This window comes from Nocardia sp. NPDC050175, assembly GCF_044459885.1.
In the GTDB taxonomy this organism is placed as follows: Bacteria; Actinomycetota; Actinomycetes; order Mycobacteriales; family Mycobacteriaceae; genus Nocardia.
In genome coordinates this window covers 517,170-542,721 of the sequence record NZ_JBITJI010000004.1, presented here as the reverse complement: position 1 = coordinate 542,721, position 25,552 = coordinate 517,170, and the positions used below count along the sequence as shown (strand labels likewise).

27 protein-coding genes are annotated in these 25,552 nt (G+C 67.3%); 13 read left to right on the top strand and 14 right to left on the bottom strand.

Annotation, left to right across the window (positions count from 1 at the left end):
* Both ACIBK2_RS16795 and ACIBK2_RS16790 read right to left on the bottom strand, forming a co-directional pair.
* Window positions 1-828 carry an ABC transporter permease gene (locus ACIBK2_RS16795; protein ID WP_396968109.1) on the bottom strand — a complete coding sequence of 276 codons (828 nt, stop codon included), beginning with the start codon at window positions 826-828 and terminating at the stop codon, window positions 1-3.
* Window positions 821-1,675 (bottom strand): ABC transporter permease, encoded by an 855-nt coding sequence (locus ACIBK2_RS16790; RefSeq protein ID WP_396968107.1) that lies wholly within the window; start codon window positions 1,673-1,675, stop codon window positions 821-823. Before ACIBK2_RS16790 ends, ACIBK2_RS16795 begins: the two co-directional genes overlap by 8 nt.
* Window positions 1,676-1,805: 130 nt before the next feature.
* On the opposite strand from ACIBK2_RS16790, the gene ectB reads away from it, so the two are divergent.
* From ectB to ACIBK2_RS16770, 4 genes are all read left to right on the top strand, one after another.
* Window positions 1,806-3,062, top strand: a complete 1,257-nt coding sequence (ectB, locus tag ACIBK2_RS16785; RefSeq protein WP_396968106.1) for a diaminobutyrate--2-oxoglutarate transaminase — start codon at window positions 1,806-1,808, stop codon at window positions 3,060-3,062.
* A 157-nt stretch (window positions 3,063-3,219) separates the two neighbouring features.
* Window positions 3,220-3,543, top strand: coding sequence for a hypothetical protein (locus tag ACIBK2_RS16780; RefSeq protein WP_396968104.1), 324 nt, complete (start codon window positions 3,220-3,222; stop codon window positions 3,541-3,543).
* Window positions 3,540-4,958, top strand: coding sequence for a hypothetical protein (locus tag ACIBK2_RS16775; protein WP_396968102.1), 1,419 nt, complete (start codon window positions 3,540-3,542; stop codon window positions 4,956-4,958). Before ACIBK2_RS16780 ends, ACIBK2_RS16775 begins: the two co-directional genes overlap by 4 nt.
* 58 nt (window positions 4,959-5,016) lie before the next feature.
* Window positions 5,017-5,967, top strand: coding sequence for a hypothetical protein (locus ACIBK2_RS16770; protein WP_396968100.1), 951 nt, complete (start codon window positions 5,017-5,019; stop codon window positions 5,965-5,967).
* 4 nt (window positions 5,968-5,971) lie between these two features.
* Here the strand turns inward: ACIBK2_RS16770 and ACIBK2_RS16765 are convergent, their stop codons facing one another.
* Window positions 5,972-7,207 (bottom strand): MFS transporter, encoded by a 1,236-nt coding sequence (locus ACIBK2_RS16765; RefSeq protein ID WP_396968097.1) that lies wholly within the window; start codon window positions 7,205-7,207, stop codon window positions 5,972-5,974.
* Window positions 7,208-7,513: 306 nt separating this feature from the next.
* Between ACIBK2_RS16765 and ACIBK2_RS16760 the strand changes: the two genes are divergently transcribed.
* Together ACIBK2_RS16760 and ACIBK2_RS16755 are read left to right on the top strand one after the other, a co-directional pair.
* Entirely contained in the window at window positions 7,514-8,221 is a 708-nt protein-coding gene (locus ACIBK2_RS16760) for a respiratory nitrate reductase subunit gamma (RefSeq protein ID WP_396968095.1), read from the top strand.
* Between the two features lie 108 nt (window positions 8,222-8,329).
* Window positions 8,330-9,784, top strand: coding sequence for a purine-cytosine permease family protein (locus ACIBK2_RS16755; protein ID WP_396968093.1), 1,455 nt, complete (start codon window positions 8,330-8,332; stop codon window positions 9,782-9,784).
* Here ACIBK2_RS16755 and ACIBK2_RS16750 read toward each other — a convergent pair.
* Both ACIBK2_RS16750 and ACIBK2_RS16745 read right to left on the bottom strand, forming a co-directional pair.
* Window positions 9,757-10,020: a GlsB/YeaQ/YmgE family stress response membrane protein gene (locus tag ACIBK2_RS16750; protein ID WP_364727576.1), complete on the bottom strand. Its 264-nt coding sequence runs from the start codon at window positions 10,018-10,020 to the stop codon at window positions 9,757-9,759. The two genes, ACIBK2_RS16755 and ACIBK2_RS16750, sit on opposite strands and share 28 nt — an antisense overlap.
* A 119-nt stretch (window positions 10,021-10,139) precedes the next feature.
* Window positions 10,140-10,793: a TetR/AcrR family transcriptional regulator gene (locus tag ACIBK2_RS16745; protein WP_396968091.1), complete on the bottom strand. Its 654-nt coding sequence runs from the start codon at window positions 10,791-10,793 to the stop codon at window positions 10,140-10,142.
* Window positions 10,794-10,897: 104 nt separating this feature from the next.
* On the opposite strand from ACIBK2_RS16745, the gene ACIBK2_RS16740 reads away from it, so the two are divergent.
* From ACIBK2_RS16740 to ACIBK2_RS16720, 5 genes are all read left to right on the top strand, one after another.
* Complete coding sequence (locus tag ACIBK2_RS16740; RefSeq protein WP_396968089.1) at window positions 10,898-11,392, top strand: DUF4383 domain-containing protein; 495 nt, start codon at window positions 10,898-10,900, stop codon at window positions 11,390-11,392.
* Window positions 11,389-11,538 (top strand): hypothetical protein, encoded by a 150-nt coding sequence (locus ACIBK2_RS16735; protein ID WP_396968087.1) that lies wholly within the window; start codon window positions 11,389-11,391, stop codon window positions 11,536-11,538. Before ACIBK2_RS16740 ends, ACIBK2_RS16735 begins: the two co-directional genes overlap by 4 nt.
* An 87-nt stretch (window positions 11,539-11,625) precedes the next feature.
* Window positions 11,626-12,267, top strand: a complete 642-nt coding sequence (locus ACIBK2_RS16730; protein ID WP_396968085.1) for a TetR/AcrR family transcriptional regulator — start codon at window positions 11,626-11,628, stop codon at window positions 12,265-12,267.
* Between the two features lie 33 nt (window positions 12,268-12,300).
* Window positions 12,301-13,338, top strand: coding sequence for an oxygenase MpaB family protein (locus ACIBK2_RS16725; protein ID WP_396968083.1), 1,038 nt, complete (start codon window positions 12,301-12,303; stop codon window positions 13,336-13,338).
* Between the two features lie 12 nt (window positions 13,339-13,350).
* The gene (locus tag ACIBK2_RS16720) at window positions 13,351-14,331 is read left to right on the top strand and encodes a DUF1295 domain-containing protein (protein ID WP_396968081.1); all 981 of its coding nucleotides are present in this window, start codon (window positions 13,351-13,353) and stop codon (window positions 14,329-14,331) included.
* Window positions 14,332-14,377: 46 nt separating this feature from the next.
* On the opposite strand, the gene ACIBK2_RS16715 is transcribed toward ACIBK2_RS16720, so the two are convergent.
* Window positions 14,378-16,507 (bottom strand): putative bifunctional diguanylate cyclase/phosphodiesterase, encoded by a 2,130-nt coding sequence (locus ACIBK2_RS16715; protein WP_396968079.1) that lies wholly within the window; start codon window positions 16,505-16,507, stop codon window positions 14,378-14,380.
* 120 nt (window positions 16,508-16,627) lie between these two features.
* Here ACIBK2_RS16715 and ACIBK2_RS16710 point away from each other — a divergent pair, with 120 nt between their 5' ends.
* Window positions 16,628-17,434, top strand: a complete 807-nt coding sequence (locus ACIBK2_RS16710) for an SAM-dependent methyltransferase (protein WP_396968077.1) — start codon at window positions 16,628-16,630, stop codon at window positions 17,432-17,434.
* Window positions 17,435-17,453: 19 nt separating this feature from the next.
* Here the strand turns inward: ACIBK2_RS16710 and ACIBK2_RS16705 are convergent, their stop codons facing one another.
* Both ACIBK2_RS16705 and ACIBK2_RS16700 read right to left on the bottom strand, forming a co-directional pair.
* Window positions 17,454-17,990: a hypothetical protein gene (locus ACIBK2_RS16705; protein WP_396968075.1), complete on the bottom strand. Its 537-nt coding sequence runs from the start codon at window positions 17,988-17,990 to the stop codon at window positions 17,454-17,456.
* A gap of 174 nt (window positions 17,991-18,164) precedes the next feature.
* On the bottom strand, window positions 18,165-18,968 hold the full coding sequence (locus ACIBK2_RS16700; protein ID WP_396968073.1) for a M15 family metallopeptidase: 804 nt from the start codon (window positions 18,966-18,968) through the stop codon (window positions 18,165-18,167).
* 84 nt (window positions 18,969-19,052) lie between these two features.
* Here ACIBK2_RS16700 and ACIBK2_RS16695 point away from each other — a divergent pair, with 84 nt between their 5' ends.
* Window positions 19,053-19,736: a PAS and ANTAR domain-containing protein gene (locus tag ACIBK2_RS16695; RefSeq protein WP_396968071.1), complete on the top strand. Its 684-nt coding sequence runs from the start codon at window positions 19,053-19,055 to the stop codon at window positions 19,734-19,736.
* Window position 19,737: 1 nt separating this feature from the next.
* On the opposite strand, the gene ACIBK2_RS16690 is transcribed toward ACIBK2_RS16695, so the two are convergent.
* The 6 genes from ACIBK2_RS16690 to ACIBK2_RS16665 all read right to left on the bottom strand — a co-directional run bounded on the left by ACIBK2_RS16690 (window position 19,738) and on the right by ACIBK2_RS16665 (window position 25,522).
* Window positions 19,738-20,751 (bottom strand): YdcF family protein, encoded by a 1,014-nt coding sequence (locus tag ACIBK2_RS16690; RefSeq protein ID WP_396968069.1) that lies wholly within the window; start codon window positions 20,749-20,751, stop codon window positions 19,738-19,740.
* A gap of 125 nt (window positions 20,752-20,876) precedes the next feature.
* The gene (locus ACIBK2_RS16685) at window positions 20,877-21,182 is read right to left on the bottom strand and encodes an ANTAR domain-containing protein (RefSeq protein ID WP_396968067.1); all 306 of its coding nucleotides are present in this window, start codon (window positions 21,180-21,182) and stop codon (window positions 20,877-20,879) included.
* An 80-nt stretch (window positions 21,183-21,262) separates the two neighbouring features.
* On the bottom strand, window positions 21,263-21,658 hold the full coding sequence (locus tag ACIBK2_RS16680) for a hypothetical protein (RefSeq protein ID WP_396968065.1): 396 nt from the start codon (window positions 21,656-21,658) through the stop codon (window positions 21,263-21,265).
* Between the two features lie 30 nt (window positions 21,659-21,688).
* Window positions 21,689-22,381, bottom strand: a complete 693-nt coding sequence (locus tag ACIBK2_RS16675; protein WP_396968063.1) for a hypothetical protein — start codon at window positions 22,379-22,381, stop codon at window positions 21,689-21,691.
* Between the two features lie 151 nt (window positions 22,382-22,532).
* On the bottom strand, window positions 22,533-24,443 hold the full coding sequence (gene zomB, locus ACIBK2_RS16670) for a flagellar motor control protein ZomB (protein ID WP_396968061.1): 1,911 nt from the start codon (window positions 24,441-24,443) through the stop codon (window positions 22,533-22,535).
* 146 nt (window positions 24,444-24,589) lie between these two features.
* On the bottom strand, window positions 24,590-25,522 hold the full coding sequence (locus ACIBK2_RS16665) for a hypothetical protein (protein WP_396968059.1): 933 nt from the start codon (window positions 25,520-25,522) through the stop codon (window positions 24,590-24,592).
* Window positions 25,523-25,552: the final 30 nt, after the last annotated feature.

Sequence of the window (25,552 nt, the reverse complement as noted above, 5' to 3'; positions counted from 1 at the left end):
TTATCCGCCGCCTCCCTGATAGTGCCGAGTACCGAATCGCCAGAAACACAGCGCGAGAAACCACACCCAGAGCACCGCGAGCGGAGCCAGCCAGGCCAGCCACGCTGGTAGCAGCGCCGGACCCGGCAGCCCGAGCAAGGCGATGGTCGGCAGATACGCGGTGAAGCAGACCGGGATGGCGAAGCCGAACAACAGTTTCAGCGGTGTCGGGAACACCGTGGCGGGTTGCACTGCGGCGAACGAGCCGCCGTAGGTGAAGCTGTTGGTGAGCTCGGCGCCGTCGATCAGATAGAACTGCAGTCCGGCCGCGCACACGAAAACCCCACCGAACAGGGCGATTCCGCTGACCAGCGTGAGCAGTACCAGCCCGACGGCGGCCGGACTCCAGTCGATGTCGTTGCGTAGGAAGCCGACACCGAGCACCGTGATGGCGACGGCGGCGCGGGCGAAGCGGCGCAGCGAGATATCGCTGGTGATGAGCTGGAGCAGCAGCGGCTGCGGGCGTAGGTGATACGCGTCGAGCTGGCCCATCCGGATCAGCGTCGGCAGCGTGTCGAGGTGGCCGAACAGGACCTGGGCCAGCGCGAAGGTCGATTGGCCGAATCCGAAGAGCAGCAGGGCGGCATTGAGATCGAGGCCGCCGAGCAGCCGGACGTTGTGGAAGATCACCCACACCTCGGCGAACTCCACCAGGCCGATCAGGAACGCGCTGAAAACCTCGCTGACAAAAGACAATCGGTAGGCCTGCTGGGCGCGGATCCGGGAGCGCAGCACCGCCGCGTACGGGCTGAACCAGGTCCCGGCCCGCGCGGTGCCCGGCTCAACCACCCTGCACCTCCAGCTTGCGCCGTCCGGCCGCCAGCAGTACCCGGCCGATGCCGCCGACCACGAGCACCCAGAACACCTGGATGGCAACCACACTCACCGCCGCCGTCCCGGTGATCCGGCCGGACAGCACATCGATCGGCGATTGCAGGATCGAGGGAAACGGTGTCGCCTGCGCGATGGTGCGCAGCCAGCCGGGGAACATGTGCACTGGCACAAACAGTCCGGCGAGGAAGGTGCCGGTGACCTGATACAGCACCCGGAGGCCGCGGGTCTCGACCACCCAGAAGCCGATCAGCGCGACGGCGAACAGGCAGAGGAACGAAATGGCAACGGCGAGAAGCACACTCACCGCGCCGAGCAGATAGGGGAGTGGCGTGCTCGGCATGACGAGCCCGAAGGTGAACACGCCGATCAAGACGCTCGGCACCCCGCGCGGCAGGATGGTGCACGCCGCGCGGCCGAGATCACCGGCGAGGTAACCGAATTGGACGTCGACCGGGCGCAGGAAGTCGATCGCGATGTCGCCGTTCTTTACCCGGTCGGCCAGGTCCAGCGGCGGTCCCATGAACTGCATCGCGCCGAGCAGGCCCTGCGACAGCCACACATACGCGCCGATAGAGCCCTCGTTGTAGCCGCCGAAGTCGCCGGTGGCCCGCACCGCGGCGAGCATCACCGACGCGCGCACGAAGCCGAAAACGCAGTTGGTGAACAGGCCCGCGAACATGGCCAGCTTGTACTGGGACTGCCGTCGAAAACCCGCGCGCGCGAGCTGCGCGTAGACCGCGAAGGCGCGCCGCGGTTGCCTCGTCGCGACGAGCTGCCCGTCCCCGCCTGCTCTGTCGCGCACAAAGAGTCAAGCCTAATACCGGCCGGATGGTGTGCGGAACCCCTGAAGACGGTTTTTGGAAAAGTGCTACACGGCGCTCGCGGCAATGTTAGAAACACAGTCACTTCAGATTGTGTGAGAAGGATCGCCGATGACCGCCGCCGGGATGACCGTTTTCGAGGCCCTCGAATCCAATGTGCGCGGCTACTGCCGGTCCTGGCCCGCGGTGTTCGACACCGCGAGCGGCGCCTGGCTGCGCGACGAGAACGGCAAGGAGTACCTGGACTTCTTCGCGGGCGCGGGCGCGCTGAACTACGGCCACAACAACCCGGTGCTGAAACGGGCGCTGCTGGACTACATCGCGGGCGACGGCATCACGCACGGGCTGGACATGTCGACCGTCGCCAAGCGCGGCCTGCTGGAAACGCTGCGTGACACGGTGTTCGGTCCGCGCGGGCTGGACTACAAGGTGCAGTTCCCCGGGCCCACCGGGGCCAACGCCGTGGAGGCAGCGCTCAAGCTGGCCCGGAAGGTGACCGGGCGAACGCAGGTTCTCAACTTCACCAACGCCTTCCACGGCATGTCGCTCGGTGCGCTGTCGGTCACCGGCAACGCAGCCAAGCGCGCGGGTGCCGGAGTGCCGCTGCCGCATGCCATGCCGATGCCCTATGACGGATACCTCGACGCGCCCGACCCGCTCGGCTGGATGCGGCGCGCGCTGGACGATCCGTCCTCCGGTCTGGACAAGCCCGCGGCGGTCATCGTGGAGACGGTGCAGGGGGAGGGCGGCGTCAATGTGGCGCGCGCGGATTGGCTGCGGCAGTTGGCCGAACTGTGCGCGGTGCGCGGCATCCTCTTGATCGTCGACGACGTACAAATGGGCTGTGGCCGCACCGGTCCGTTCTTCTCCTTCGAGACCGCGGGGATCCGACCCGACATCGTCACCCTGTCGAAGTCCATCGGCGGCTACGGATTGCCCATGGCGCTGGTGCTTTTCAAGCCCGAATTCGACCAGTGGGCGCCCGGCGAGCACAACGGCACCTTCCGCGGCAACAACGCGGCCTTCGTCACCGCGCGGGTCGCGTTGCAGCACTACTGGTCCGACACGCGGCTCGAGTGCGCCACGCTGGCCAAGGGCGCGCGGATCGAGCGGGAACTGACCGGCCTGGCCGCGGCGGTCCCCGGCGCCCGCGTCCGTGGCCGCGGTCTCGTCCAGGGCCTGGCCTTCGACGACGCGTCGCTGGCAGGCAAGGTCTGTCAGTCCGCCTTCGACCGCGGCCTGCTGGTGGAGACCTCCGGCGCGGCGGGTGAGGTGGTGAAACTGATGCCGCCACTGACGATCACCGACGCCGAAATCGGCCACGGCCTCGACCTGCTCGCCGCCGCGGTCACCGCCGTCTGCTGCTGACCCCGCGACGGCCAGCGCATGACATTGCGCGCGATGGTTGTCATACTCGGGCGGCAGGGAGTCGCGAGGATCGGACACGATGTGTCCAGGTCGCGCAGTAGGCTTGGCATCGAATCATGTCGCGGTAGCGAAAGACTGGGAACCCGGGAGGGGAACGGTGGACACGCTGAAGCTGGATCCGGCGGCGGTGGCCGCTTACACCGCGATCGCGGACGCGGTCTCCCAACAATTGGCCTCGGCGGCCGCGGTCGCCTCCGGGGCGGTGAATCAAGATCAGTTGGCCGCCGACCTCGGCCTGATCGGCGCGGATTTCGCGGCGCGATTCACCACGGCGGTCGCCGAACACGCCCAAGCGTTGTCCACGGCGGGACAACTCGTCGGCACCTACGGCCAGGTGCTGCGCGACTACAGCGCGAACATGCAGGGTGTCGACGCCGATACCGCAGGCGCCCTCACCCGGACAGGGGAGACGCTGACATGAGAAGCCTTACCGGACTACGCAGGCGCTCCGCCCCGGCCCGCACCGACACCCCCGCGCCCGCCACCACTTATCTGGATCCGAACGTGGATCCGCCGATCGTCGCCGCCCTGGTCCGCCCGCTGCTGCAGTTGCGATCCACCCTCGGCAATGGCGTCGGCGTGCCGAACCAGACCGCGACCAGCGCGCTGTCGTCCGCGTCCACCCAGGCCGCCGACGTGGAGGCCCCGCATCGCGACGGCCTGCACGCGCTGGAGTCGACCTGGACCTCGCGCGGCGCCGACGCCGCGGTGCCCGCGCTGCGCACCACGCAAACCGAGATCGGCGAAATCTCCGACCGGGGACCGGCTTACCTCAGCGTGCTCGGCGACGCGCATGCCACCAGCGCCCGCGCCGCGCAGACGGTGGACCAGATCATCGCCGACTTCCGGCGCGACGCGCGCGAGATCCTCGGCAACGCGACCGCGGCCCCGGACACCGACGCGGTGATCGCGCGGGCCTCCCAGGCCCTGCGTGACGCGCTCACCACGGTCGATACCGCGCAGACCGAGATGGACGACCACAGCAGGCGACTGGACGAGATGGGACCGCTGACGGTCACCCAGCCCTCCGGCGTCACCGCCGCCCAGCCCGGCACCACAGGGCAGTTCATGCCAGGCGGCACAGGCCAATACACCACGGACGGCACCGGCCAGTACTACCCCGGTCAGGGCTATCCCGGCAGCACGGTGCCCGGCATCGGCGGCAACGGGCAGCCGGTGGACCCGGCGCTGGCCGCCCAACTCCAGCTGCAGCAGCAGCTCATCTCCGCGGGTGTGCAGGTCGGCACCGCCGCCATCAACGCGGGTGTCGATATCGGCACCAACATCATCGACAAGATCGCCGGTGTCGGCACGCACATCATCGACAAGGTGGCCGACGTCGGCACGCACGCCATCGACACGGTCGCGGCCGGCGCGGACAAGGCGGTGACCGAGGCGATCCGGCCCGGCAGCACCACCGGCGATCAGTCGACCGGCACCTCGAACTCGAGTACCTCACCGAAGCTGTTCGACTTCGGTGGTGGCGCGGGCACCCGGCCGTCCACCCCGTCCTCCCCGACCGGTCCCGGCACGGTGATTCCGCCGTCGCAGCACGGATCCGCGCCGACGGCACCGGTGGACACGCCGGCACCGCCGGTGTCGGTGCCCGCGCCCGCCTCGGACGTGCCGGCACAGCCGTCGGACACCCCGTCGAAGTCCGCCAGCCCGGACCAGCAGAGCCATCCCGGGACCGGTGGCGGCGTGGCGATGCCACCGCCGCCGCGGGCCGACGATCCGGAGCACAAGCCCAAGGACGGTCAGCTCGGTGTCACCGTGCCGACAGCGGCGGTCGCGGTGACCCCGGTCCTCGGCGACTACGACGATGACACCCTCTGACCCGAACTCTCCGGGTCGGCAAGAGGGGCAGGACAATCCATTCGATATGGGTCTGCCCATGCTCCGCACACCCACCGGCAAGGCCAAGAAGCGGCGGCGCCCGTCCGGTCGCCGCGCGCCGGTGCGTCGCCGAGATCCGGAGGTCGCCGTGTCCGAGCAACCAACCCCGGACCACGCGGATCGGCCGCGGCGGACCGGGGACTGGGAACAATGGCTCGACCCGCCGCTCGCGGCCGAGCCGCAGGCGGAACCGCCGATCGAGGAGGACCGGCGGCGGATTCGCGCGGACGAGTACGCCGCCGACGGTTACGAGGAGGACGTCAACCCGGCGCCCGCGATCATCAATCGGTCCGGCATCCACCCCGGCGTCCCGCTGCGCCACCCCACCAAGCGGCGGGATCCGCAGCGCGGCAACAAGGTGCTCGCGGTCCTGATCGTGCTCGGCATCGGGATCGCGGTCGTCTCGATCCTGCTCGCCGCTGTGCACGGGTTCGGTAAGCGCAGTCCCTCGACCGCCGCCACCGTGACCGGTGTCGTGCCCGCGACCGCGTCCGTGCAGCGTCCCACTGGAACCGCCGCCGCGACAACAACAACTACGATGCCCGCGTCGCCCGCGGCCATCGCGACCCAGGGCTGCGAACAGAAGCGCACCCCCGAGGCCGTCTCCGGCACCGATCCCGGCGGCACCGCCAACGGCCCGGACGCCATCCTCGCCTTCGAATACGCCTACTACGTGGAACGTTCCGGCTATCGGGCCCGCGCGGTGGTCGCCGACAACGCCATCGTCTCGCCCGCCGAGCAGATCCAGCGCGGCATCAACCAGATCCCCGTCGGCACCCGCTACTGCGTGCAGATCACCCCGTCCCGCGACGGCGACGACGGCCTCGCGCACTGGCAGGTCATGCTCACCCAGCAGTACCCCGGCGAACAGCCGAAGACGTTCACCCAGCTCATCACCACCCGCACCCTCGCATCGCAGACTCTGATCACCGCCATCGCCTCCGCCTGAGGCATTATTCGCGGGTCCGGCGCCAGGGCAGCACGGCTGGCGTGGCCAGCATCAGGACCGCCCCGATGGCGAGCGCCGTGCGGGTGCCGGTCTGGCCGGCCAGCACGCCCCACCCGACGACGGCCGCGGCGGTGACCAGGCGGGTGGTGATGGTCCAGGCGGTGAGCACGCGCGCGACCTTGTCGTTCTGCGTGTGCAGCAGGCGGAAGGTGGCCAGCGACGGGTTGAAAATGCCCATGCAGGTGATCATTCCGAACTCGACGGCCATCACCAGCAGCAGTCCCGGCGCGCCCGCCTGCACGAAGGGCAGGCCGAGCAGCCACGGCACCCGCGCGGCGCCGAAGACGAGCAGGATCCTGCGTTGTCCGTAGCGGCGCACCAGTGGGCGGGCCAGCCGGGCGCCGAGGATGCCGCCGAGGCAGGCCACGCCGAAGCCGAGACCGTATTGCCATGGCGCGAAGCCGAGGTCGCTCAGCATCAGATACGCCAGCAGCGGCGAAGTCGCCATGATCAGCGGGTTCACCAGCGCCACATTGCAGAGCAGCAGGCGCAGCACGGGATTCGCGGCGATGGTGCGCCAACCTTCGGTGAGCTCGACCAGGCGCGACGTCGCGGCCGGCCGAACCGGCGGGGCGGGCTCGGGGATCTCGATCGAGCGAATGCACAAGGCGGACAACAGGAAACTGGCCGCGTTGAGCAGCACGGTGACGACGGGGCCGAGCGCGCCGATCAGGACGCCACCCAGCGGCGGACCCGCCGAAGCCGAGATCCAGGTCGCGGTCTCGAAGCGGCTGTTGGCCGCCAGCAAATCGTCCTGGGCGACAAGGCCTTTCAGATGTGCGCTGCTGGCACCGAGGAAGACGATGTCGGCCACCGCGACCACCATGGCGGCGATGAGCAACTGCGGATAACTCAGCGCGCCGGCGAAGTACGCGACGGGCACGGTCAGCAGCACCAGGAACCGAAGTAGGTCGGCTCGGACCATCAGCCTGCGCTTGGGCCGGAACTCGATCCAGGCGCCCAGCGGAACAGCGAGCACCGCGCCCACCGCGCCACCGGCGGCCGCGAGCAACGACACCTGCAGCGGCCCGACATCCAACACCAGGATGGCGACCAGCGAAAACGCATCCAGCGCAAGGTATGTGCCCAACGTGCTGACCGCGAACCCGCGCCAGAGTCGCTCGAAGTCCTGGCCGAGACCGGTGACCGCCGGCTGCGTCGCTATCCCCTCGTTGACCATCCGAGCGATCAAACCCGTCGGCCGCGCCCGAGGCAAGCCCCCAGTTCGGCCCGGCCGCTTGCGATTTCCGCTGTCCGGACCAGTAGGCGGGGTTGCCATCGATACCGTGGTACAGGCGTACCTATTTATTTATGGCATTGATTGACAATTCCGCGTAATGGGGGTTCTGGCGTCGCGTGCGTTATCGTTCTTGGATCGGCTGTTGCGGGAGGTCGAAATCATCCGGTTTGTTTGGGCCCTTGTTTGCAGGCCTAGTGTCTGCAAAGCTGGTTGACAGCTCAGATAGTTTCGATTTCTATCAGTTTGATGGAGAAGGCGGGTCGACAGATGATGTCGGTGCTGTGGATCATCCTGCCTTACAGCGCGTTTCTGTCCTTTATCGTCGGCCACCTGTGGCGCTACCGGCACGACCGGTTCGGCTGGTACAGCTCCGGTTCGGAGCTGGATCGGGCGCAGCGAATCGGGGCGACCGCGTTTCGCATCGGATTGAGCGGCGTGATCGCCGCTCGGATCACCGACTTCCTTACCGCAGGGCCGCATTCTCGCCCCGACGGCTCGATCTATCTCACCCTCACTATCGTCGAGATAGGCGCCTTGGCGACCGCGACGATCGGTGCGGTGCTGCTGTTCGTGCCGGACATGATCGGCAGCCCGGCCCGCCGCGCGGTCAGTCCATTGGACCGCGTCACCTTCCCGATTCTGGTGGCCGGCCTACTCACCTGGGTGGCCATCAAGTTCGACCCGAACTCGACCGACAACGGATATCGCATCGCCGAAACCCTGTTCGCCTGGTTCCGCTCCCTGTTCTCGCTGCACCCGAACCCGGAAGCGATGCAGCGCGCCCCCTTCATCTACCAGACCCGCGGCCTGGTCCTGATGCTGTTCATCGCGATCTGGCCCTACACCCGGCTCGCCAGCTTCCTCGCCGAACCGGCCTACCGCGTGGCCCGGCGCGTCCGGTCCGAACCCCCGGCGGAACCCGCCAGGGAACTGTCCGCCCCGCACCGAATGTGACGCGCCGCCGCGTGTTTCGTGCGCCATACTGCTGATCGGACACAGTGACAGCTCGACGGGCATTACCTGCACTTCCATAGCTGTTCCACAATGACGGAAGGCGGGCCCATGGCGGATGAGCTGATCGATGCGGGCGGTTCTATCGAGCGCCGCACCATCGAGGTGATTCCCGATGCGGAACGGCATGGCACGCCGTTCAGTCAGTTCACCCTCTGGTTCGGGGCGAACATGCAGATCACCGCGGTCGTCGACGGTGCGCTCGCGGTGGTGTTCGGCGCCGACGCGCTGTGGGCGATCGTCGGGCTGCTGCTCGGCAATATCCTCGGCGGCGTCGTGATGGCGCTGCATTCGGCGCAGGGACCTCGGCTCGGGTTGCCCCAGATGATCTCCAGCCGAGCACAATTCGGCGTTTTCGGGGCGGTGCTGCCGCTGCTGCTCGTGGTGGTGATGTATCTGGGGTTCGCCGCGACGGGCACGGTGCTCGCGGGGCAGGCGGTGAACAAGATCCTGCACATCGACAACGCGACGGTCGGCATTCTCGTCTTCGGCGCGCTCACCGCGGTGGTGGCGGTGACCGGCTATCGGCTGATCCATATCGTCGGCCGGATCGCCACGGTGGTCGGGGTTATCGGCTTCACCTATCTGGGTGTCCGGCTCTTCACCCAGTACGACGTCAGCGCCTATGTCGGCGTGAAGTCGTTCGACATGGTGACTTTCGTGCTGGCCATCTCGCTCGGCGCGGGCTGGCAGCTGACCTTCGGGCCCTATGTCGCCGACTATTCGCGCTACCTGCCCCGCTCGACCAGTGACCGGACCACCTTCCTGGCCACCTTCGCGGGCAGCGTGCTCGGCTCGCAGTGGTCGATGACGTTCGGCGCGTTGGTGGCGGCGGTGGCGGGTAAAGCGTTCCTGGGCAACCAGGTTGGTTTCATCGGCGAGCTCGCGGGCCCGTCCGCGCTGGCGCTGTTGATCTATCTGGTGATCGTGGTCGGCAAGCTGACGGTGAACTGTCTCAACGCCTACGGCGGGTTCATGTCGATCCTGACGTCGGTGACCGCGTTCAACCGGCAGTCACGCACCACGCCGTTCGCGCGCGCCGCCTACATCGTCGGCTTCACCGCGGTGTCGATGCTCGTCGCGATCGGGGCCAGCGCCGACTTCCTCGGCAACTTCAAGAATTTCGTGCTCACCCTGCTGATGGTGTTCACGCCGTGGAGCGCGATCAACCTGATCGACTACTACCTGATCTCGCGCGAACGCATCGACATCCCGGCGCTGTACGACCCGGACGGGCGGTACGGACGCTGGAATCTCACCGCGCTGGCCTGCTACGCCCTCGGCGTGCTCGCCCAGATCCCGTTCCTCGCCCAGCAGCTCTACACCGGCCCGATCACCGAAAAGCTAGGCGGCGCAGACGTTTCCTGGATCGTCGGCATCATATTCACGGCCGCGATCTACTACCCGCTGGCGCGGCGCACGAGTAACCCGCCGGATCGAATGATCTATCCGGCGGGCACCGTGGAAATCGCGGACGCTCAGACTCGCGCGCGCACGAACTTGTAGATGACCAGCAGGATCACCGCGCCGACGATGGCGCCGAGGAAGGCGTGGTTGACCGGCGGCTGGAGAGTGAACTTGTGCGGTGCGAACACCAAGCTGCCTAGCGTGCCGCCGACATAGCCGCCGATGATGCCGAGCACGATCGTGCCGATCCAGCCGAAGTTCTCTTTGCCAGGGACCAGCAGGCGCGCGATGGCTCCGGCGATGAGGCCGATGATGATCATCGAGATGATGCCCATGGATTCGCTCCTTGAAACTCACTGGGTGTGACGCGCGGGAGACGCCGCGATCAGTGTGCGGGATACCCGGGTTCTATGGGCGGTAATCGCGCGCCGTGTACGCGTCACATGCCGGAAGTTCACTTCGCGTCGAGCATCGGCGCGAGGTAGCGCCGGGTGAAGTCGCGGGCCTGCTCGGCGGTGTCGAGTGCGATGGCGGTTTTCTGGGTGAGGATGAGCGACAGGGTGATTCGGATGTGCAGCTCGGCCACGGTGCGCAGGTGCCGTAGGTCCTCGTCGGAAATGGCGGTGTCGGCGTAGAACTCGTGCTGCCAGAGGGTGACGCAGAAGTCGCGGAAGATGTCGACGATGGGGCCCGCGCCGATGGTGAGGGCGGGCAGGATGGTTTCCGGCTCTGTTTCGAGCAGCCGGCGCAGCAGCGGGTGGTCGCGCAGGAATTCGACTGTGTAGGCGGCACTTTCGGCCATGCGGTCGGTCACCGTGGTCTGCGTGCTCGTCGCCGCGGTGCTGCCCGCCAGGTATTTGCGTAGCTCCGAGACCAGGACCGCCTCGGTGAGCGCGGATTTGCTGGGGAACTTTCGATACACCGTCGCGCGGCCGAGTCCGGCCCGTTTGGCGACGTCCTCGACGGTCGACCGGCGCCAGCCGACCACGGCCATCTGCTCGAAGGCCGCGGCGAGGATTCGCTCGGTCACCTCGTCGGCCTCATCGAGCAGTTTGAGCACCTCGGGATCGGGAGCTGCCAACTTGTTCAGCAGTGTGTCCCTGGTCACTCGCGTCACTGCGCTCCTTGTCGTTGCCGGCAAGTCAACAGTACCGTCGAGACAAACAGGCGATCAATGTCTCAGTTGTCTCAATGTGGCGGCAGGAGCTTTGCATGACACCCGTACGAACGTTTGTGACCGGCTATTTTCGCGACGCGCGTGGCACGGCGACCCAGGTCCTCGCCCTGCTGATGGCGGTCTGGTTCACCAGCAACGGCCCGGTCGCGCTGGCGATGAATCCGGACTTCTCGATGCATCCGATGCATTCGCACACCGTCCACGTGCTCGGATTCATCCCGGTCACCGTGAACGGGTGGCATGCCCTGTTCCACTTCGTCACCGGGGTCGCAGGGCTGCTCTGTGTCCGTACGAAGACGGCCGCGGTCTGGTACGCGGCGGTGACCGCGCTGATCTATCTGGTGGTCGGCGCGCTCGGCCTGGCCGGTGGGACCAGCGTGTGCGGGATGATGGCGGTGGACACCTTCGGCAACTGGGTTCATGTCGTCGAGGGAGTCATTCTCGTCGCCATCGCGGCGTACGGCGTAGTGGGGGAGCCCGATTCGATTCGGCCGTCCGCTCTTTCCGGTGGGACCGAGGTGGCGTCGTGACTGTCGTCGTTGTGCTGCTCGCGTTGTTCGTACTGGCGAATCTGCTCCTGGGTGATGGTGATCGCCAGGACTTTCACGGCCGTGAGATCGCGGAATCGCAGCACGAGGGGAGTCGTCCGCGCTCATCGTGCTCGCTCTTTCGTTGACCGCGCGTCTCGATCTCAAAGCAACATTTGCAACAAAAGGGTCACGTTGTGTTGCATTAGCGGACCTGCAGGCTTACGGTAAGCCACATGAAGCAGAGCATCGCGGCTCTCCTCGCCGCCGGAATCTTCCGCGGCACGGACGAGGACACCGACCGGACCGTGGCACGGATTCTCGATGCCGCCCTCGTGGAGGCGGCCTCCGTTGGGTTCTCGCGACTGAAGATCGACGCGATCGCGCGGCGGGCCGGGGTCAATCGGACCACCGTGTATCGCCGCTTCGGCGATCTGGACGGCCTGATCGAGGCGCTCACCATGCGGGAGGGCGGGCGGATGGCCGAGACCGTGCTCCGTGCGGTCGACGGGGTGGCGGATCCGGCGGGCCGGTTGGTGGAAAGTTTCGTCGCCTGCATGCGGATGGCCCGCGAACATCCGGTCATCGCGCGCACCGCGGCGCTGGAGCCGGACCAGCTCATCGCCATGGGCATGGCCGACGATGCCGCCCTGCTGCGGCTGGGCAGCGCCGTCATCGCCGACCAGATTCGGATAGCCCAAACCGAAGGGCACGCAACACATTTGGACCCGGACGAGACCGCGCAGAGCATCGCCATGCTGTTCGCGGCGTGTGTGCTGATGCCGACCGCGCAGGGGATCGATCTGCGCACCGACGAGTCCGTGCGCGCCTACGCGCAGCGCACGTTGGCACCCATGGTTTTCGGGCCTCGCGCCTAGTTCCACAACGCCCGAGTGAGAGGAAGGCACACCATGAGCAACCACAACGCGGTGGTTCCACACGAGGACTACGGCTTCTTCGGCCCGGACTCGATCGCGTGGAAGGTGCACGGGTACCCGACCGCGACGACGGTCGCGTTCCAGCGGACCGTTGTCACCGAGATGTACGAGCCATTCCTGTTGGCCTCGGTGAACGACACCAGCGCGGTGACCAAACGCCCCGCGCTTCGCTTCGACCGCACGCTGCAATACATGGCCACCATCACCTTCGGTGACAGCAAGTCGGTGGTGCAGGCTTCGGAGATTCTGGTGAAGATCCATTCGAAGATCACCGGTACCGAGCCGATCAGCGGACTGCGCTATGACGCCAACGATCCCGAGGCGCAACTCTGGATTCACCTCACCGCATGGCATTCACTGCTCTACACCTACGAGAAGTTCGGCCCGGGCAAACTCAGTCCCGCAGAGGAACGCCAGTACTGGGAAGAATGTGCCCGCGCCGCAGAGTTCCAGACCATCAACCTGGACGACGTGCCCCGCTCCCGCAAGGAGATGCGGGCGTACTACGAACGCATGCGCCCGATCCTCGCGGCTACCGAAGCGACCCAGCAGCATGTCGAGCATTTGCTGGACAGCGCGTCGGCTCCGCTGCCCGACTCCGCGGTGCTGTGGCCCGTCGTCAAACTCACCCAGGTGTTGTTCCGGAAGGCGACCATCGCGACGCTGCCGCGATGGATGCGGAAGATGGGCGGCGTGCGGCAATCGCCGATAACCGACCTGCTCATCACCGCGACCATGCAGGCCATCTTCCGGCTTGCCGCGCAAAGCGTTGAGGCACAACGATTTTTGCTCCGCGTGAGCAGCCCGCTCACGGCGCCGGTGCTGGACCCGATCATGTGCGGGGTAGCGCCGAAGGACCCCGTGGTCTGGTCGCCGGAACAAGCCCGCGCCCACTACCGGACGGTCCGGCCCGCCGAGCAGTACGCCCAGATCCTGGCGGCCCGCGCCGAGAAGCCGCTGCCCCAGCATGCCGCCGTCGACGGTAGCGAACCATTGCTCGCCTTTGGCTGAAGGAGCTGATCTATGTCGGTGACCCAGGCTCGTATCGCGCAATATCTAGTTGCGGCAGGCGTTTTCGCCACGCTGGCGTGGCAGTCGGATCTGCGCACGTTCATGATGACGAACTTGGCGATCCAGGCCGCACTCTTCGTGGTGCTGGCGTGTGTGCCCGCGTATCGCACCGGGCACATGAGCTACGTCGACCTGGCGTGGCCGTGGGGTCTGGTCGACCTGGGCGTGCTGACCCTCGCGTTCGGCGGCGGCGATTCGTCGCTGAACGTGACGGTCGGGGTGATCTACCTGGTCATGGGTCTGCGGATGGGTATCTGGGCGGCGCTGGCCGGTGCCAATGGTGAGCTGACCGGCGATCTCCCGAGATACCGCTATCAGCGGCTGGTTTGGGAGCGCGCGGGCCTGCGCAGCGAGCGGCTGTCGATTCAGGTCGAGATCATGCTGCAGGGCGCGGCCAACATGAGCATCCTGGCCATTCCGGCCGCACTCGCCGTCGCGGGTTCGCGTTCCCTCGGCGCCGTCGAGATCGTGGCACTCGTCGTGTGGGTGGTGTTCTACGGTGTCGAGTCCTTGGCGGACTGGCAGAAGGCACGCTTCGCCGAACGCGGCAGACGAGAGGGAATCCGGCGCAGCTGCGATGTCGGGCTGTGGCGATATAGCCGACACCCCAACTACTTTGGGCAGTGGATGCAGTGGAACGCGCTGATCGTGCTGGTCCTACCGACCCTGCTGAGCCGCCGCCCCGATACCCCGGCCGCGCTGTGGGTGCTCACCCTGATCGGTCTGCTCACCATCTCCGCAGCCTTCTACTACACGCTGGTCTATTACACCGGTGCCGTTCCCGCCGAGCACTACAGCCTGCAATCGCGGCCCGACTACGCCGACTACCAGCGCGCCACCAATCGTTTCTTTCCCGGCCCATCTCGTCGTGTTGCCGAGCCGGATCTGTTGGCGGTGCCGTCCGAAGATCAGGCCGAGCCGCAGTCGGCCTGATCACTGCCCCGTAACTTCTTAGCTGGCAATAGCTTTCGCGGAACGATCAGCTCAGGCGGAGGTCGGAGACGCCGAGCAGCGGTGTCACCTGATCGGCGGGCATCGGGTAGTGGAAGTGCCAACCCTGCGCGGTGTCACAGCCGAGGTCGCGGAGTTGGTCGGCCTGGTGGCGGGTTTCGACGCACTCGGCGGTGACGGTGAAGCCGAGGGCGTGGGTGAGGTCGATGATGGTTTCGAGCAACAGCAGGTCGGTGGGGCTCGCGGTGTCGGGGGTGCGGATGCGCTGGATGAAGGGGCCCGCGAGTTTGACCACGTGCAGCGGAAGTTGGCCGAGGTAGGCGAGATTGGAGTAGCCGGTGCCGAAGTCGTCGATGGCGATGCGGACACCGGCGTCGGCGAGGGTGTGCAGGGCGCGCAGTGGCCGTCCGGTGGTTTGCATGAACGCCCGCTCGGTGAGCTCCAGTTGCAGCAGGCTCGCGTCCATGCCGGTCTCCGCGATGACCTGTTGGACGTGGCCGAGCCAGGCCGGATCGGCCACCTCGGCGGCGGAGACGTTCACGCTGACGGTCGGGGTGTGCGGATAGCGGTCGTGCCACTCGCGGCCTGCGCGGCAGGCGGTCTCCAGCACGACCGCGCCGAGCGCGCCGATGTGGCCGTTGTCCTCGGCGATATCGACGAACCGGGCCGGGCTGAGCACACCGAGATCCGGATGGCGCCAGCGCACCAACGCTTCTACCGCCACCGTCTGTCCGTCGGTGAGGGAGACGATCGGCTGGTAGTCGAGGAAGAACTCGCCGTGCCGCAGGGCCGAGGGCATGGCCGCCGACAGTTCGGCGCTGGTGTGCTCGCGGCGGCCGCGGTCGGCGTCGAAGACCGCGTATCGGCCGCGGCCCGCGGCCTTGGCCCAGTACATGCTGGTGTCGGCCGCCTGCAGGAACTCACCCGTGGACAGGTGGTCCGCGCGTTCCTCCATCACGCCGATGCTCGCGGTGACGGTCAGCTGATGTTCATGCACGTAAAAGGGTTGGGCCAGTGCGTGCAGCACGGTCCGTGCCACATCGGCCATTTCCTCGACGCCGGTGGAATGCGGGATGAGCACAACGAATTCGTCGCCGCCCATCCGCGCGACCAACTGATCCGTCCGCGAGACACAGGCATTCAGCCGCGCGGCGACCTGCGCGAGTAATTCGTCACCGACCGCGTGACCGAAAGTGTCGTTGACGGTTTTGAAGTGATCGAGATCGATGTAGCAGATCCCGACCCTGGCGCAGTCGGCGAAGGCGGCGCTGAGCGCGTCGAAGAAGCGGGAGCGGTTCGGCAGCCCGGTCAGTTGGTCGTGGTGCGCGCGGTACTGCAACCGTTCGCGCAGCGCGCGGCGTTCGGAGACGTCCTCCACCAGAACCAAGGTGTACTGCGGCCTGCCTTGCTCGTCGCGGATGAGCGAGACGTTGATGTGGGTCCACACCGTGCCGCCGCCGCGGTGCCGGTAGGCCTTCTCCAGTTGCACGTTGTCGTATTTGCCCGCGAGCACCCCGGCGTACTTCTGCCACATGTCCGGACCGTCGTCGGGATGGGTCAGATCGGTGACCGACAGCGAGCACATCTCCTCGGGCCGATAGCCGAGCATCGCCGCGAAGGCGTTGTTGACCTCGATGATTCGCCCGGTCATATCCGAAAGCCCGGTGCCGATCCCGGCCTGGGAGAACACCGCACGCAGCCGCGCCTCGCTGGCCCGCAGCTGCTGCTCGACCACCCGGCGGGCGGCGATATCGGCGGCCCGCACGCTCTCCTGTTCGGCGAGCAGCCACGCGCGGAAGGCGCGCAGATAACCGGTGGCAAAGGCGCCCAGCAACTCGGTGGCTCGCTCGGCGGGCACCGCGCCCGGGCCGAGCAGGTAGGTGTTGAGCACGGCGAGACTGCGCCCGAGCACTTCGTCGCCGACGAAATGCGAGCGGGCCAGCTCGCCACCGAGTTCGCCGACTCGCTCGGCGGGGCACTGGTCACCGGCGGCGGCGACGAATTCCTTGGCCAGGACGGTCAGCAAATTGCGGGTTTCGGCCGAGCTCATGGGCACGACGTGATTGCGCGGTCCGCCACCGAGTGCGGCCGCCCACTGCCCGGCCAGTTCCGCGTGCGGCCCGCCAGGATCTGAACCGCTCCCGGCATCCCACGCCATAAGCTCTGATGGTAGTCCGTTTTGTGGGCTTCCGCCCAACTGCACGCGCCCGTGAACCCCGCTACGATGACGATGCTTTCGTCGCTGGCGTGCGATGTTTCGAGAAGGGTTGGCGTTTAGATGACCAGACCGAGTTGGGCTCCCGAGGGTATCGATCTGGATCGCCCGAGCGCCTCCCGCGTCTACGACTATTTCGTCGGCGGCATGCACAACTTCGAGATCGATCGAATGTTGGCGCGCCAGATCGAGGAGTTCACCCCGGGTGTCGGCGAGACCATGCGCGCCAACCGCGATTTGCTGCGTCGATGCGTGCGATTCCTGGTCGACGCGGGCATCACCCAGTTCCTCGATATCGGCTCCGGCATCCCGACCGTCGGCAATGTGCACGAGGTGGCCCAGGCGGTAAACCCTGCGGCGCGGGTGGTTTACGTCGACATCGACCCGGTCGCGGTCGCGCACAGCCAGGCCATCCTCGACGGAAATCCCGCCGCGATCGTGGTGCAGGCCGACATCGGCCGGCCCGACACCATCCTGGCCGACCCGCAGGTGGCCCAGCTGCTCGACTTCGACCAGCCGGTGGCCGTATTGCTGCTCGGCGTCCTGCATTTCGTGGCCGACGACGCCGACCCCGCGGGCTGCGTCGCCCGCCTGCGCGACGCGATCGCCCCCGGCAGCTACCTCGCCATCACGCACGCCACCGCGGACGGGCAACCCGCCGAAGTCCTGGAGGCACAAAAACTTTCGGGCCGCACCTCCACCGAGATCGTGCTGCGCGCCAAGCCCGAGATCGCCGAATTCTTCCAGGGCTGGACCCTCATCGAGCCCGGCCTCGTCCACCTCCCACTGTGGCGCCCCGACAACCCCTCCGACGTCGGCGACAACCCCGAACGCTCAGGCGCCTACGGCGGCGTCGCCCGCAAGGACTGAGCCCCAATTCGCCTGTTGCTCAGGCGATTGCGGTGCGCAGGGCGAACCAGCCGGTGGCTGGGTCGGCGAAGCCGTGGTAGGTCAGGCGGATTCGCTGGTCTATCGCGAAATGGCGGTAGATCGCGAGCATGGCTTGGCGCATCGCCGCCTCTTGGAAGTCCTCGGTGCGGCGGAAGCCGATGGGGCGTTCGGGGAGCAGGGCGAGGCGGGTCATTTCGGCGGGGTCGTCCAGGTCGAGGCCGACCGGTGCGGTGTCGGTGATGTGGCGGTCGTGCAGGATGGTGCGGGTGCGGCGGGGGTCGGGTAGGCCGGCGAGGAACGCGCGGAATTCGGTGTGTAGCAGCGGGCCCGGCGCGGCGGCGGCCGAGTCGGTTTGCACCAGCCCGACCAGGTCGGCGTCGGGGGTCGGCGCGGCGGCGGCGACCGGCGCCTGTTCGAGCAGATGCAGGATGCTGCCGCCGGGGATCAGCGGTTCGGGGGCGAGGAACAGGGTGACGGTGGGGCAGGCGCAACCGTGGCCGAGCAGGCAGATCTTCCGGTGCGATGGATCGGGCATCCGGCCTCCTCCAGGAAGTGGGCCGAGCTCGTCGGCCCTGGGCGGATCGGGACTTCGAGATATGCCGATCGCTGAGTTGCCGTGGCGCTCCGACGGTCGACCGTGCCGCAGTTACTCAGTGTAGGAGCCGGGCCCGGTCTGCGTATAGACGCAGCGGGTCGGTTTTACCGCAGCTCAGCGGATGGGGAAGTCGAAGAAGGTCGTCGGGAACGGTTCGTCCTTCAGGGTGAAGTGCCACCACTCTTCCGCCAGGTTGGTGAACCCGTGTTCCGCCATCAGCTCGGTCAGCAGCGTGCGGACGGCTCGCTGATTGCCGCCGACGGCCGGGTTGGCGGTGTGCGCCGCGGGATCGAAGCAGTCGTAGCCGGTGCCGAAATCGAGCATGTTGTCGTGGAACCGCTGGTCGACGGGGAGGAAGCATTCGCGCAGCGGATCGCCGTCGCGATAGGGCTCCGGATCGGTGGCGGGCAGCGCGACGATCGCGAGATCCAGCGTGCTGCCGCGACTGTGCCCGGACTTCTCGGCGATGTAGCCGTCCCGGAACAGGTTCGCCTTGTCGACGGTCGGATAGAACTCCTTCTTCATTTTCACGTCGCCGAGATCCTTTGCCCACGTGACGAATTGGTCGACAGCCCGCTGCGGTCGATAACAGTCGTAGGTCTTGAGCGTCAGGTTCATCGGCCGCAATTCCTGCTGCACCTGCGCCAGCGCGCTCGCTGCCTGCTTGGTCAGCAGGCAGCGTGGAGCCTCATACCCGGCCACACGGGTACCGAGGAAGTTGTGCTCCCCGAAGTAACGAGCGTCGACCAGAATCGTCGGATCGAGATCGGTGACGGAAACGAACGCCGTCGCATCGGCCACCGGCGTACTGGTCACCGGCACCTCAGGCCGCGAATCCGCACAGGCCGCGATACCGACAACCACCACACCGGCCAGCAGCAACGAGCCGATATGCCGCAACGGCAGAACAGAACTCATCTCACTCCTCGCAAATCGGGCTTGGGCTTTGCAAATTATCGGGTCGGGTTCCGAAGCGGGACTGTTTCGGCGGATACTGGGGCGGTGACGCTGGGCGAAGAGGTTGCACCGGAGGCGGTGAGCGCGATGGAGGAGACCATCGGGTTCGACGCGTGCGCGGAGCCCGGATGGTTTCGATTCTGGTTTGCCGACCAGCGGTGGGAATGGTCCGACGAGCTCGCGGCGATGTACGGCTACGCGCCGGGGGAGGTGAAACCGACGACTGACCTGCTGTTGTCGCATAAGCACCCCGACGACCGGGAGCATGTCGCGAGCTGCATTGCCGCGGCGGCGGAGACCGGGCAGCCGTTCTGCGGCAGGCACCGGATCGTCGACGCCAAGGGCGAGGCGCGCGAGGTTGTTGTGGTCGGTGATCTGTTCGCCGATGACGACGGCTCGGTGATCGGGACCTCCGGCTACTACGTCGACGTGAGCGAACGGCTCGAGGAGCAGCGGCAGGAGGTGCTCGAGGAGATCCTGCCGGAGGTGATCGAGGCGCGGGCCGTGATCGAGCAGGCCAAGGGCGCGTTGATCCTCGCCTACGGGGTGAACGCGGAGCAGGCGTTCCGGGTACTGCGCTGGCGCTCCCAGGAGACCAACACCAAACTGCGCGACCTCGCCGCCCAGTTCGTCGACGAGCTCAGGATGCTCAACAAGGAGACCGCCGGGTTCCGCACCCGGTTCGATCACCTGCTGCTGACCGTGCACGAACGCGTCGACGGTTCCTGACTCACCGATAGGCGGGCAGTCCGCCGGTCGCCAGGGCGAGCAGCAGCGGCAACGAGACGAGCGTCAGGCACGTAACGGCATTGGTCCATTTGTAGGCGACCACGATCGCGACGAACTCCCGCAGAATCGCGCTCGGCAGATAGTAGAAGGCGGTCCGCGCGCCCGTCACCTCCGCGTCCAGCTTCAGCCTGCGCGCCAGAATCGCCGTGCGCAGGATGTGAAAGTTACTGGTGACCAACACCATTCGGGTGCTCGTGCCGCGTTCGCCGAGCAGCCGCTTGATGAAGAGCAGGTTCTCTCGTGTCGTGGTCGACCGTTCCTCGCGAGCCACGCTCTCCTCGGGAATGCCGCGGGCCTGGAGATAATCCGCCATCGCCGCGGCCTCCGACACCGCCTCGTCGGAGCCTTTGCCGCCACTGGTGATGATCACCGGACGGCGACCCTCAGCCAGTTCCGCCCAGTAGATCTGGGCCGCCCGATCCAAGCGGCTGGCGAGCAGCGGCGACACCCGCGCGCCGACCAGACCTGAGCCGTGCACGACGATCGCATCCATGCCAGGCCGATACGGCAACCATCCGTAGAGCAGCGAATACAACACGAAACTGGTGAACACGAACCCGAAGTAGCTCACCGCCAGCGCCAGCGACGCCAACAGCACCGAGCGCAGGCTGCCGGTCGCGATGGCGACGCCGAGCAGCACGTAGGGCACCAGCAGCACGATCCCCGGCCCGATCGAGAGCAGATTCGCGATCCGCAGCCCCTCGCGGCGCACCATCTGCATGCCGTTGGCGATCAACAGCCCGGCCAGCACCAGCACCACCAGCGGCGACAACACCACCAGCAGCCCGACCAGCGCGAGGGTCAGGTCCGCGTTGTCGCCCGAGCCGACCGCCCACACGCCGAGCACCGCCACGCCTAGCAGCAGGTAGACTCCGTTGCTCAGCCGTCGCCGGTCCAGATGGAACCGCAGTGCGAAGACGCCTAACAGAACCAAGCCGACGGTGAGCAGGATCACCCGCGCACCGTAGCCCCTAGGTTGCTCCCGATCGCATCGGGGCCCCGGTTAGCGCACCGCCCGCCGCGCGAATGTCCGATACGTCCCAACAGGTTTCGCGTGGATCCGGATCGGATCAGCGCTGGTCAGAGTTCAGGGTTGGGCTTGTGGGTGTGCGCGATGTGCAGCAGGTAGTCGACTTTGGCGCGGAGTTCCGGCGGGGCGAGGTCCAGCGAGGGCAGTTCGGCGATCAGTTGCGCGGCCAGCGCGCGCAACTTGACGTTGGTGGCCTGCGAGCGCCGCCGCAACATGCCGAACGCCTGCTCGGCGTCGACGCCGTAGACCAGCATCAGCGCGCCCTTCGCCTGCTCGATCACTGCACGAGCCGCCATCAGATCGGGAGAGGCGCGCCCGAGGGACGGTTGGCCGCGTTCCTCGAAGACATCGCTCATACCGGGGGACTACCCAGCCAGCCGATTGTTATGGGGCAGTTGGCAAACCTTCCTGGCGGGGTCCAGGACTGGTCGGTCCGCTACGACTCGATCCGGTCCAGCAGCCAGCCGGGGCCGACGGTGTTGGCGCCGAGCGCTTCGACGCGTTCGCGCAATCCGCGATCCGCCGTCACCACGGTGATCGATCGCGCGCTGTCGTGTTCGACGGCCGCCGCCACCACGTCGACGATCGCGTCATCGCCCGACCCGTCCGCCAACACCACCCGCACGCCGTCGACCGCCGGATCCGCCGCCTTCGCTTTTCCCTCGAGCACGACAACCACCTCGGCGGGCCGCGCCAGCCGCGCTTCCAGACTCGTCAACTGCTCGAGCAGTTTTCGCGCCGCGCCGGCCCGATCGCGCCACCAGCCATTGGGCCGCGACCCGACGACATTCGCGGCGTCCACCACGATCAGCTGAACCTCGGCCTCCGTCACGCGTCCAGTCTCCTCCCGACTGCTCGCCGGCTAGACGTCCGCAGTGGAAATCGCCCGGCCCGATTCCGCGTCCTCGAGCGCATCGTGCAGGTTCTTGATGACGCTCCTGGCCAGCGCGTAATTACCGACGCCGCCGACCACCGCGCCGATCCCCGCCGGAATCACCTTGCCGAACGCGAGCGCGCCGCGTTTGACGATGAACTGCACGAGGAACCGTTTGATCGGGGAGTCGCCCATTCGCCGGATGATCGGCAGCCTGTTGGCCAACTTGGTATCCCACTGCTTGGCCGAGCGTCCCGCGGCGCCGAGCGACTCGGTTCCCGCCTGACCGAGCACGACGGCCGACACCAGCGGCGGCGGCGGGGCAGCGGCCTTGCGCCCCGAAACCTCGGTCGCGCCAACGGCATACACCGTGGACGCCTCCAGGAAGAACAGCGTGTCCGCCCCGGCCGCCGCCAAGCCAACCAAGGTGCCCACCCCGGGCACCGCCGCGGTCAACCCGACCACCACGCCGCTGGCGGTGACCACGATCGAGTAATGCCGCCCGAGCCGGTCGACGAGCTGCTCCGGCGATTCACTCGGATGCCGACCGCGGACGAAGCCCGTGTACTTGCCGACCAGCGGCGCCTGCACCCGCGCCGACCGGTCGATCAACGAGACGACGCCCTTGTCGAGGAACTTCCGCAGCATTGCCAACAGCCCTTCCATTAGGTCACTACCCATCGCGACAACACTCGATCGCCGACCACCGAGTCGACGCGCCTGAGCCTACGGTTGTCCCGCCGCGTCACCGGTGATACCCACCACCGCGGGTCCGAACCGCACCTCGCGGGTAGAACCTGGGTGCCGGATCGAACCTGCGCCTCGTGCCCGGCTACCTCGGTGCGGCGAGGTCGCTCCGGTCATTCACCCGGCACCGCTCGATCTCGTACTCCGGCACCCGGTCGATGCGGTACCGGGCGTATCCCAGGGAATACCGGACGTTTCGCTGGAACCGGTCGACGGTGAGCGGGGCACGGGTGGCGGCCAGCAGATCCCGAGTTTCCGGGCAGCGCAGGGCGGTTCGGATCCGGGTCACCCAGCCTTCGTCCAGGAACCAGGGCAGCCGGGGATGCTCGTTCGCCATGCCCGCGTCCACCACCGCCCAGTCCGAGTCGAGGTTCTTGTCGTGGCCGATCCTGGCGTTCGGGAACCGGAAGGTGTGGGCGGCAAGCGGATACGACAGGCCGACCGGATCGATGACGCGGACATCGAGGGGCATGTTCATGCCGATCATGCCGAGGTTCACGAAGAACACGGTATGCCCGACGCCGCCATCGGGGATCGGGGTCGGCGGCGGGACGACCTGCCAGGTCCAGGACGGCGTGTTGATGAGCAGCCCGCCGTTCGGGCTGCGTGCGATATCGCCGATCATGGCGCGTATGCGCGGGTAGTCCAGGTAGTCCTCGGCGCGGATCGGGTGCTCGTGGCCGGTGCTCTGGACATAGTAGAGCCGTTCGTCCGCGATGCCTGCGGCGGTGATCCTGTTGCCGGTCTCGATGGCGGTGACGTCGGCCGCGAACAGCGCCCAGCCCAGGGTTGCGGCCAATGCCGCAGGCACGATCAGGTTGCGGCGCGGATCCGCCGGTGCGGCCGAAGATTTCAGCGGCAGCACCATGACGGGTAGCAGCAGGCAGAACAGCGGTGGCAGCAGCATGCGGCCGTGCATGAAGTCGCCGCCGACCCGAATCTCGTAGAGGGTCAACAGCGCACCGCTGCTCAGCATGAGGGCGACTACCGCGGCCGGTGTCCGCAGCCACCAGTGGAATCGGTGAATGCCTTCGCGCAGAGTCGGGTTCGCCTCGGTGGCGGCGTGACTGCCGACGCGTCGGGACCGCACCGCCATCGCCGCTGCCACGCCGAGCAGCACCAGCGGCACCCACAGCCAGTACGGCCCGACCAGATTCCACAGGTAGAACGATCCCTGCCGCCATTTCGCGCCGCTCGCATCCTTGGCAACGGCCGTATTCGGGTACGGCAGGCCGTAATAGCCCATGCGCCAGACCTGATAGGCGACCGGCACCAGCGCCGCCGTCGCCACGACCACTGCGCGGAACAGCCACGGCCGCAACCGGATCCCGGGCAGCGGCGCGCAGCAGATCATCAGCAGTGCGAGCCCGCCGACCAGCGTCAGCTCCGGCCGGATCAGCGGTGCCAGACCCGCGACGACGGACAGGCCGGAAACGCTTGCGAGGCTGACCTTTTCGGCGTGGCTCCAGCGGATCAGCCACCACCACAGCACCGCCAGCCAGCAGATGACCAGGCTGGACTCCAGTCCCGAGGTGGCGTAGTCGCGGGCCGGGGGGAGTGCGATATAGACGAGAGCACCTGCCGGAAGCAGCAATTGGGCACCGCCGCCGTCCCACAACCGGGCAGCGCCCAGCATCGCGAAGACGATGGCCGCGACCGACAGCGCCAGCCCGAGGCCGAGCGCCACGTACTCCAGCCGAGCTTGCGTCAACCAGCCGAAGAACCAGATCAGGTAGGTCCAGGCCGTACTGGTGTTGACCTCGACGCGTTCGCCCGCATTGAAGACCGGGCCGTTGCCCGCCAACAGGTTTCGCACCGTACGCAAGACGGTCAAGCCGTCGTCGGCGATCCAGCGCCGTGTCCAGCCGCCGATCGCGAAAAGCGCGGCGGTGAAAACGATTCCGCTGACGAGCGTAGTGCGGGATGGTTGCCGCGGTATCGGCGCGGCCGCAAGCTTGTCGTCCGACACCCGGTCGGGCGAGATAGTCAGCGTCACCTATGCGAACCGATACCCGCCGCGCAGCATGGAAAAGTTACTCATGGATCCCCCTTTAGTGGTACGGACGAACCATATCGTGCGATCCAACGAGGACCAACCCGGCAATCTTTGGGGGACCGAGCAGTCGGCCGCCCCGCGCTCGGTCAGTTCGAGGTGGCCCGTTCGATGATGGCGTCCCGGTAATAGGCGAGTTCGTGCAGCGTCTTGCGGTCGGCTTCGGGCATGGTCGTGGCGAGTTCGCGCCGCGCGGCCAGCGTTGCGGCAGGCAGGTGGGCGCCGGACGCGCATTCGCCATCGGCCACCGCGGTCGCGATTTCTCGCTCTCGGAAATCGTTTGCGCCGGTGTCAGTCTCGGACTCGAGCGCGCGCCAGGCCTCTTCCGGCGCCTGATATCGGTAGCCCCTGACGGCCATGCACGCCCGCCATTCGGTGCGGGCCGCGCGAAACACGGGTCTGGTGTCGAGCTGCGCGGCCATTCTGTTGTAAAGGAATTCGGGGATATAGGTCAGGTGGGCCCATCGCACGAGGTCACCGGCGAGTTGGATACGGCTCGCCGCCTCGCAGCCTTGGTCGGGCACGGTGACTTGGCTGCCGTCGGGTAGGTCGATCGTGCGACCGGTACCGGGCGGTCCGAGCAATGCGGTGTGGAATCGGCGCTGCTGCTCCGGCGGCAGGTTATCGACGTAGCGGTCGGCCTGGGTGACCGGTGGCGCGGGTTTGCTGCCCGAGATGCCGTAGCCGTTGGCCCGCCGGCCGGGCAGGTCGATGACGGCGTCGTCGTCGGCGACGGGTGCTGGCGGGGCCTGGTCGACCGGATAGTCGAACCCTTGGTCGGCGAGACAGGTTCGGTTCAGCTGTGTGACAGCGGAATTCAGGATTCGCTGGGTGGCGGGCCAGGTGCCGGAGAAGGTGACCAGATCCAACTCCGACGGACCGAGCGTGCCGGAGAACGGCGGTGGCGGCGGCAACTGGCGCGGCGAAAGAGTTGCCGGTGCGTTGGCCGCGCACGCTGACAGAACTGTCAGCGACAGTGCGAACAGCAACGGGCGCAAGGAAATCGAACGTATCGATGACATCAGTTCACCTCGGTAGGTCGAGCAGCCGGC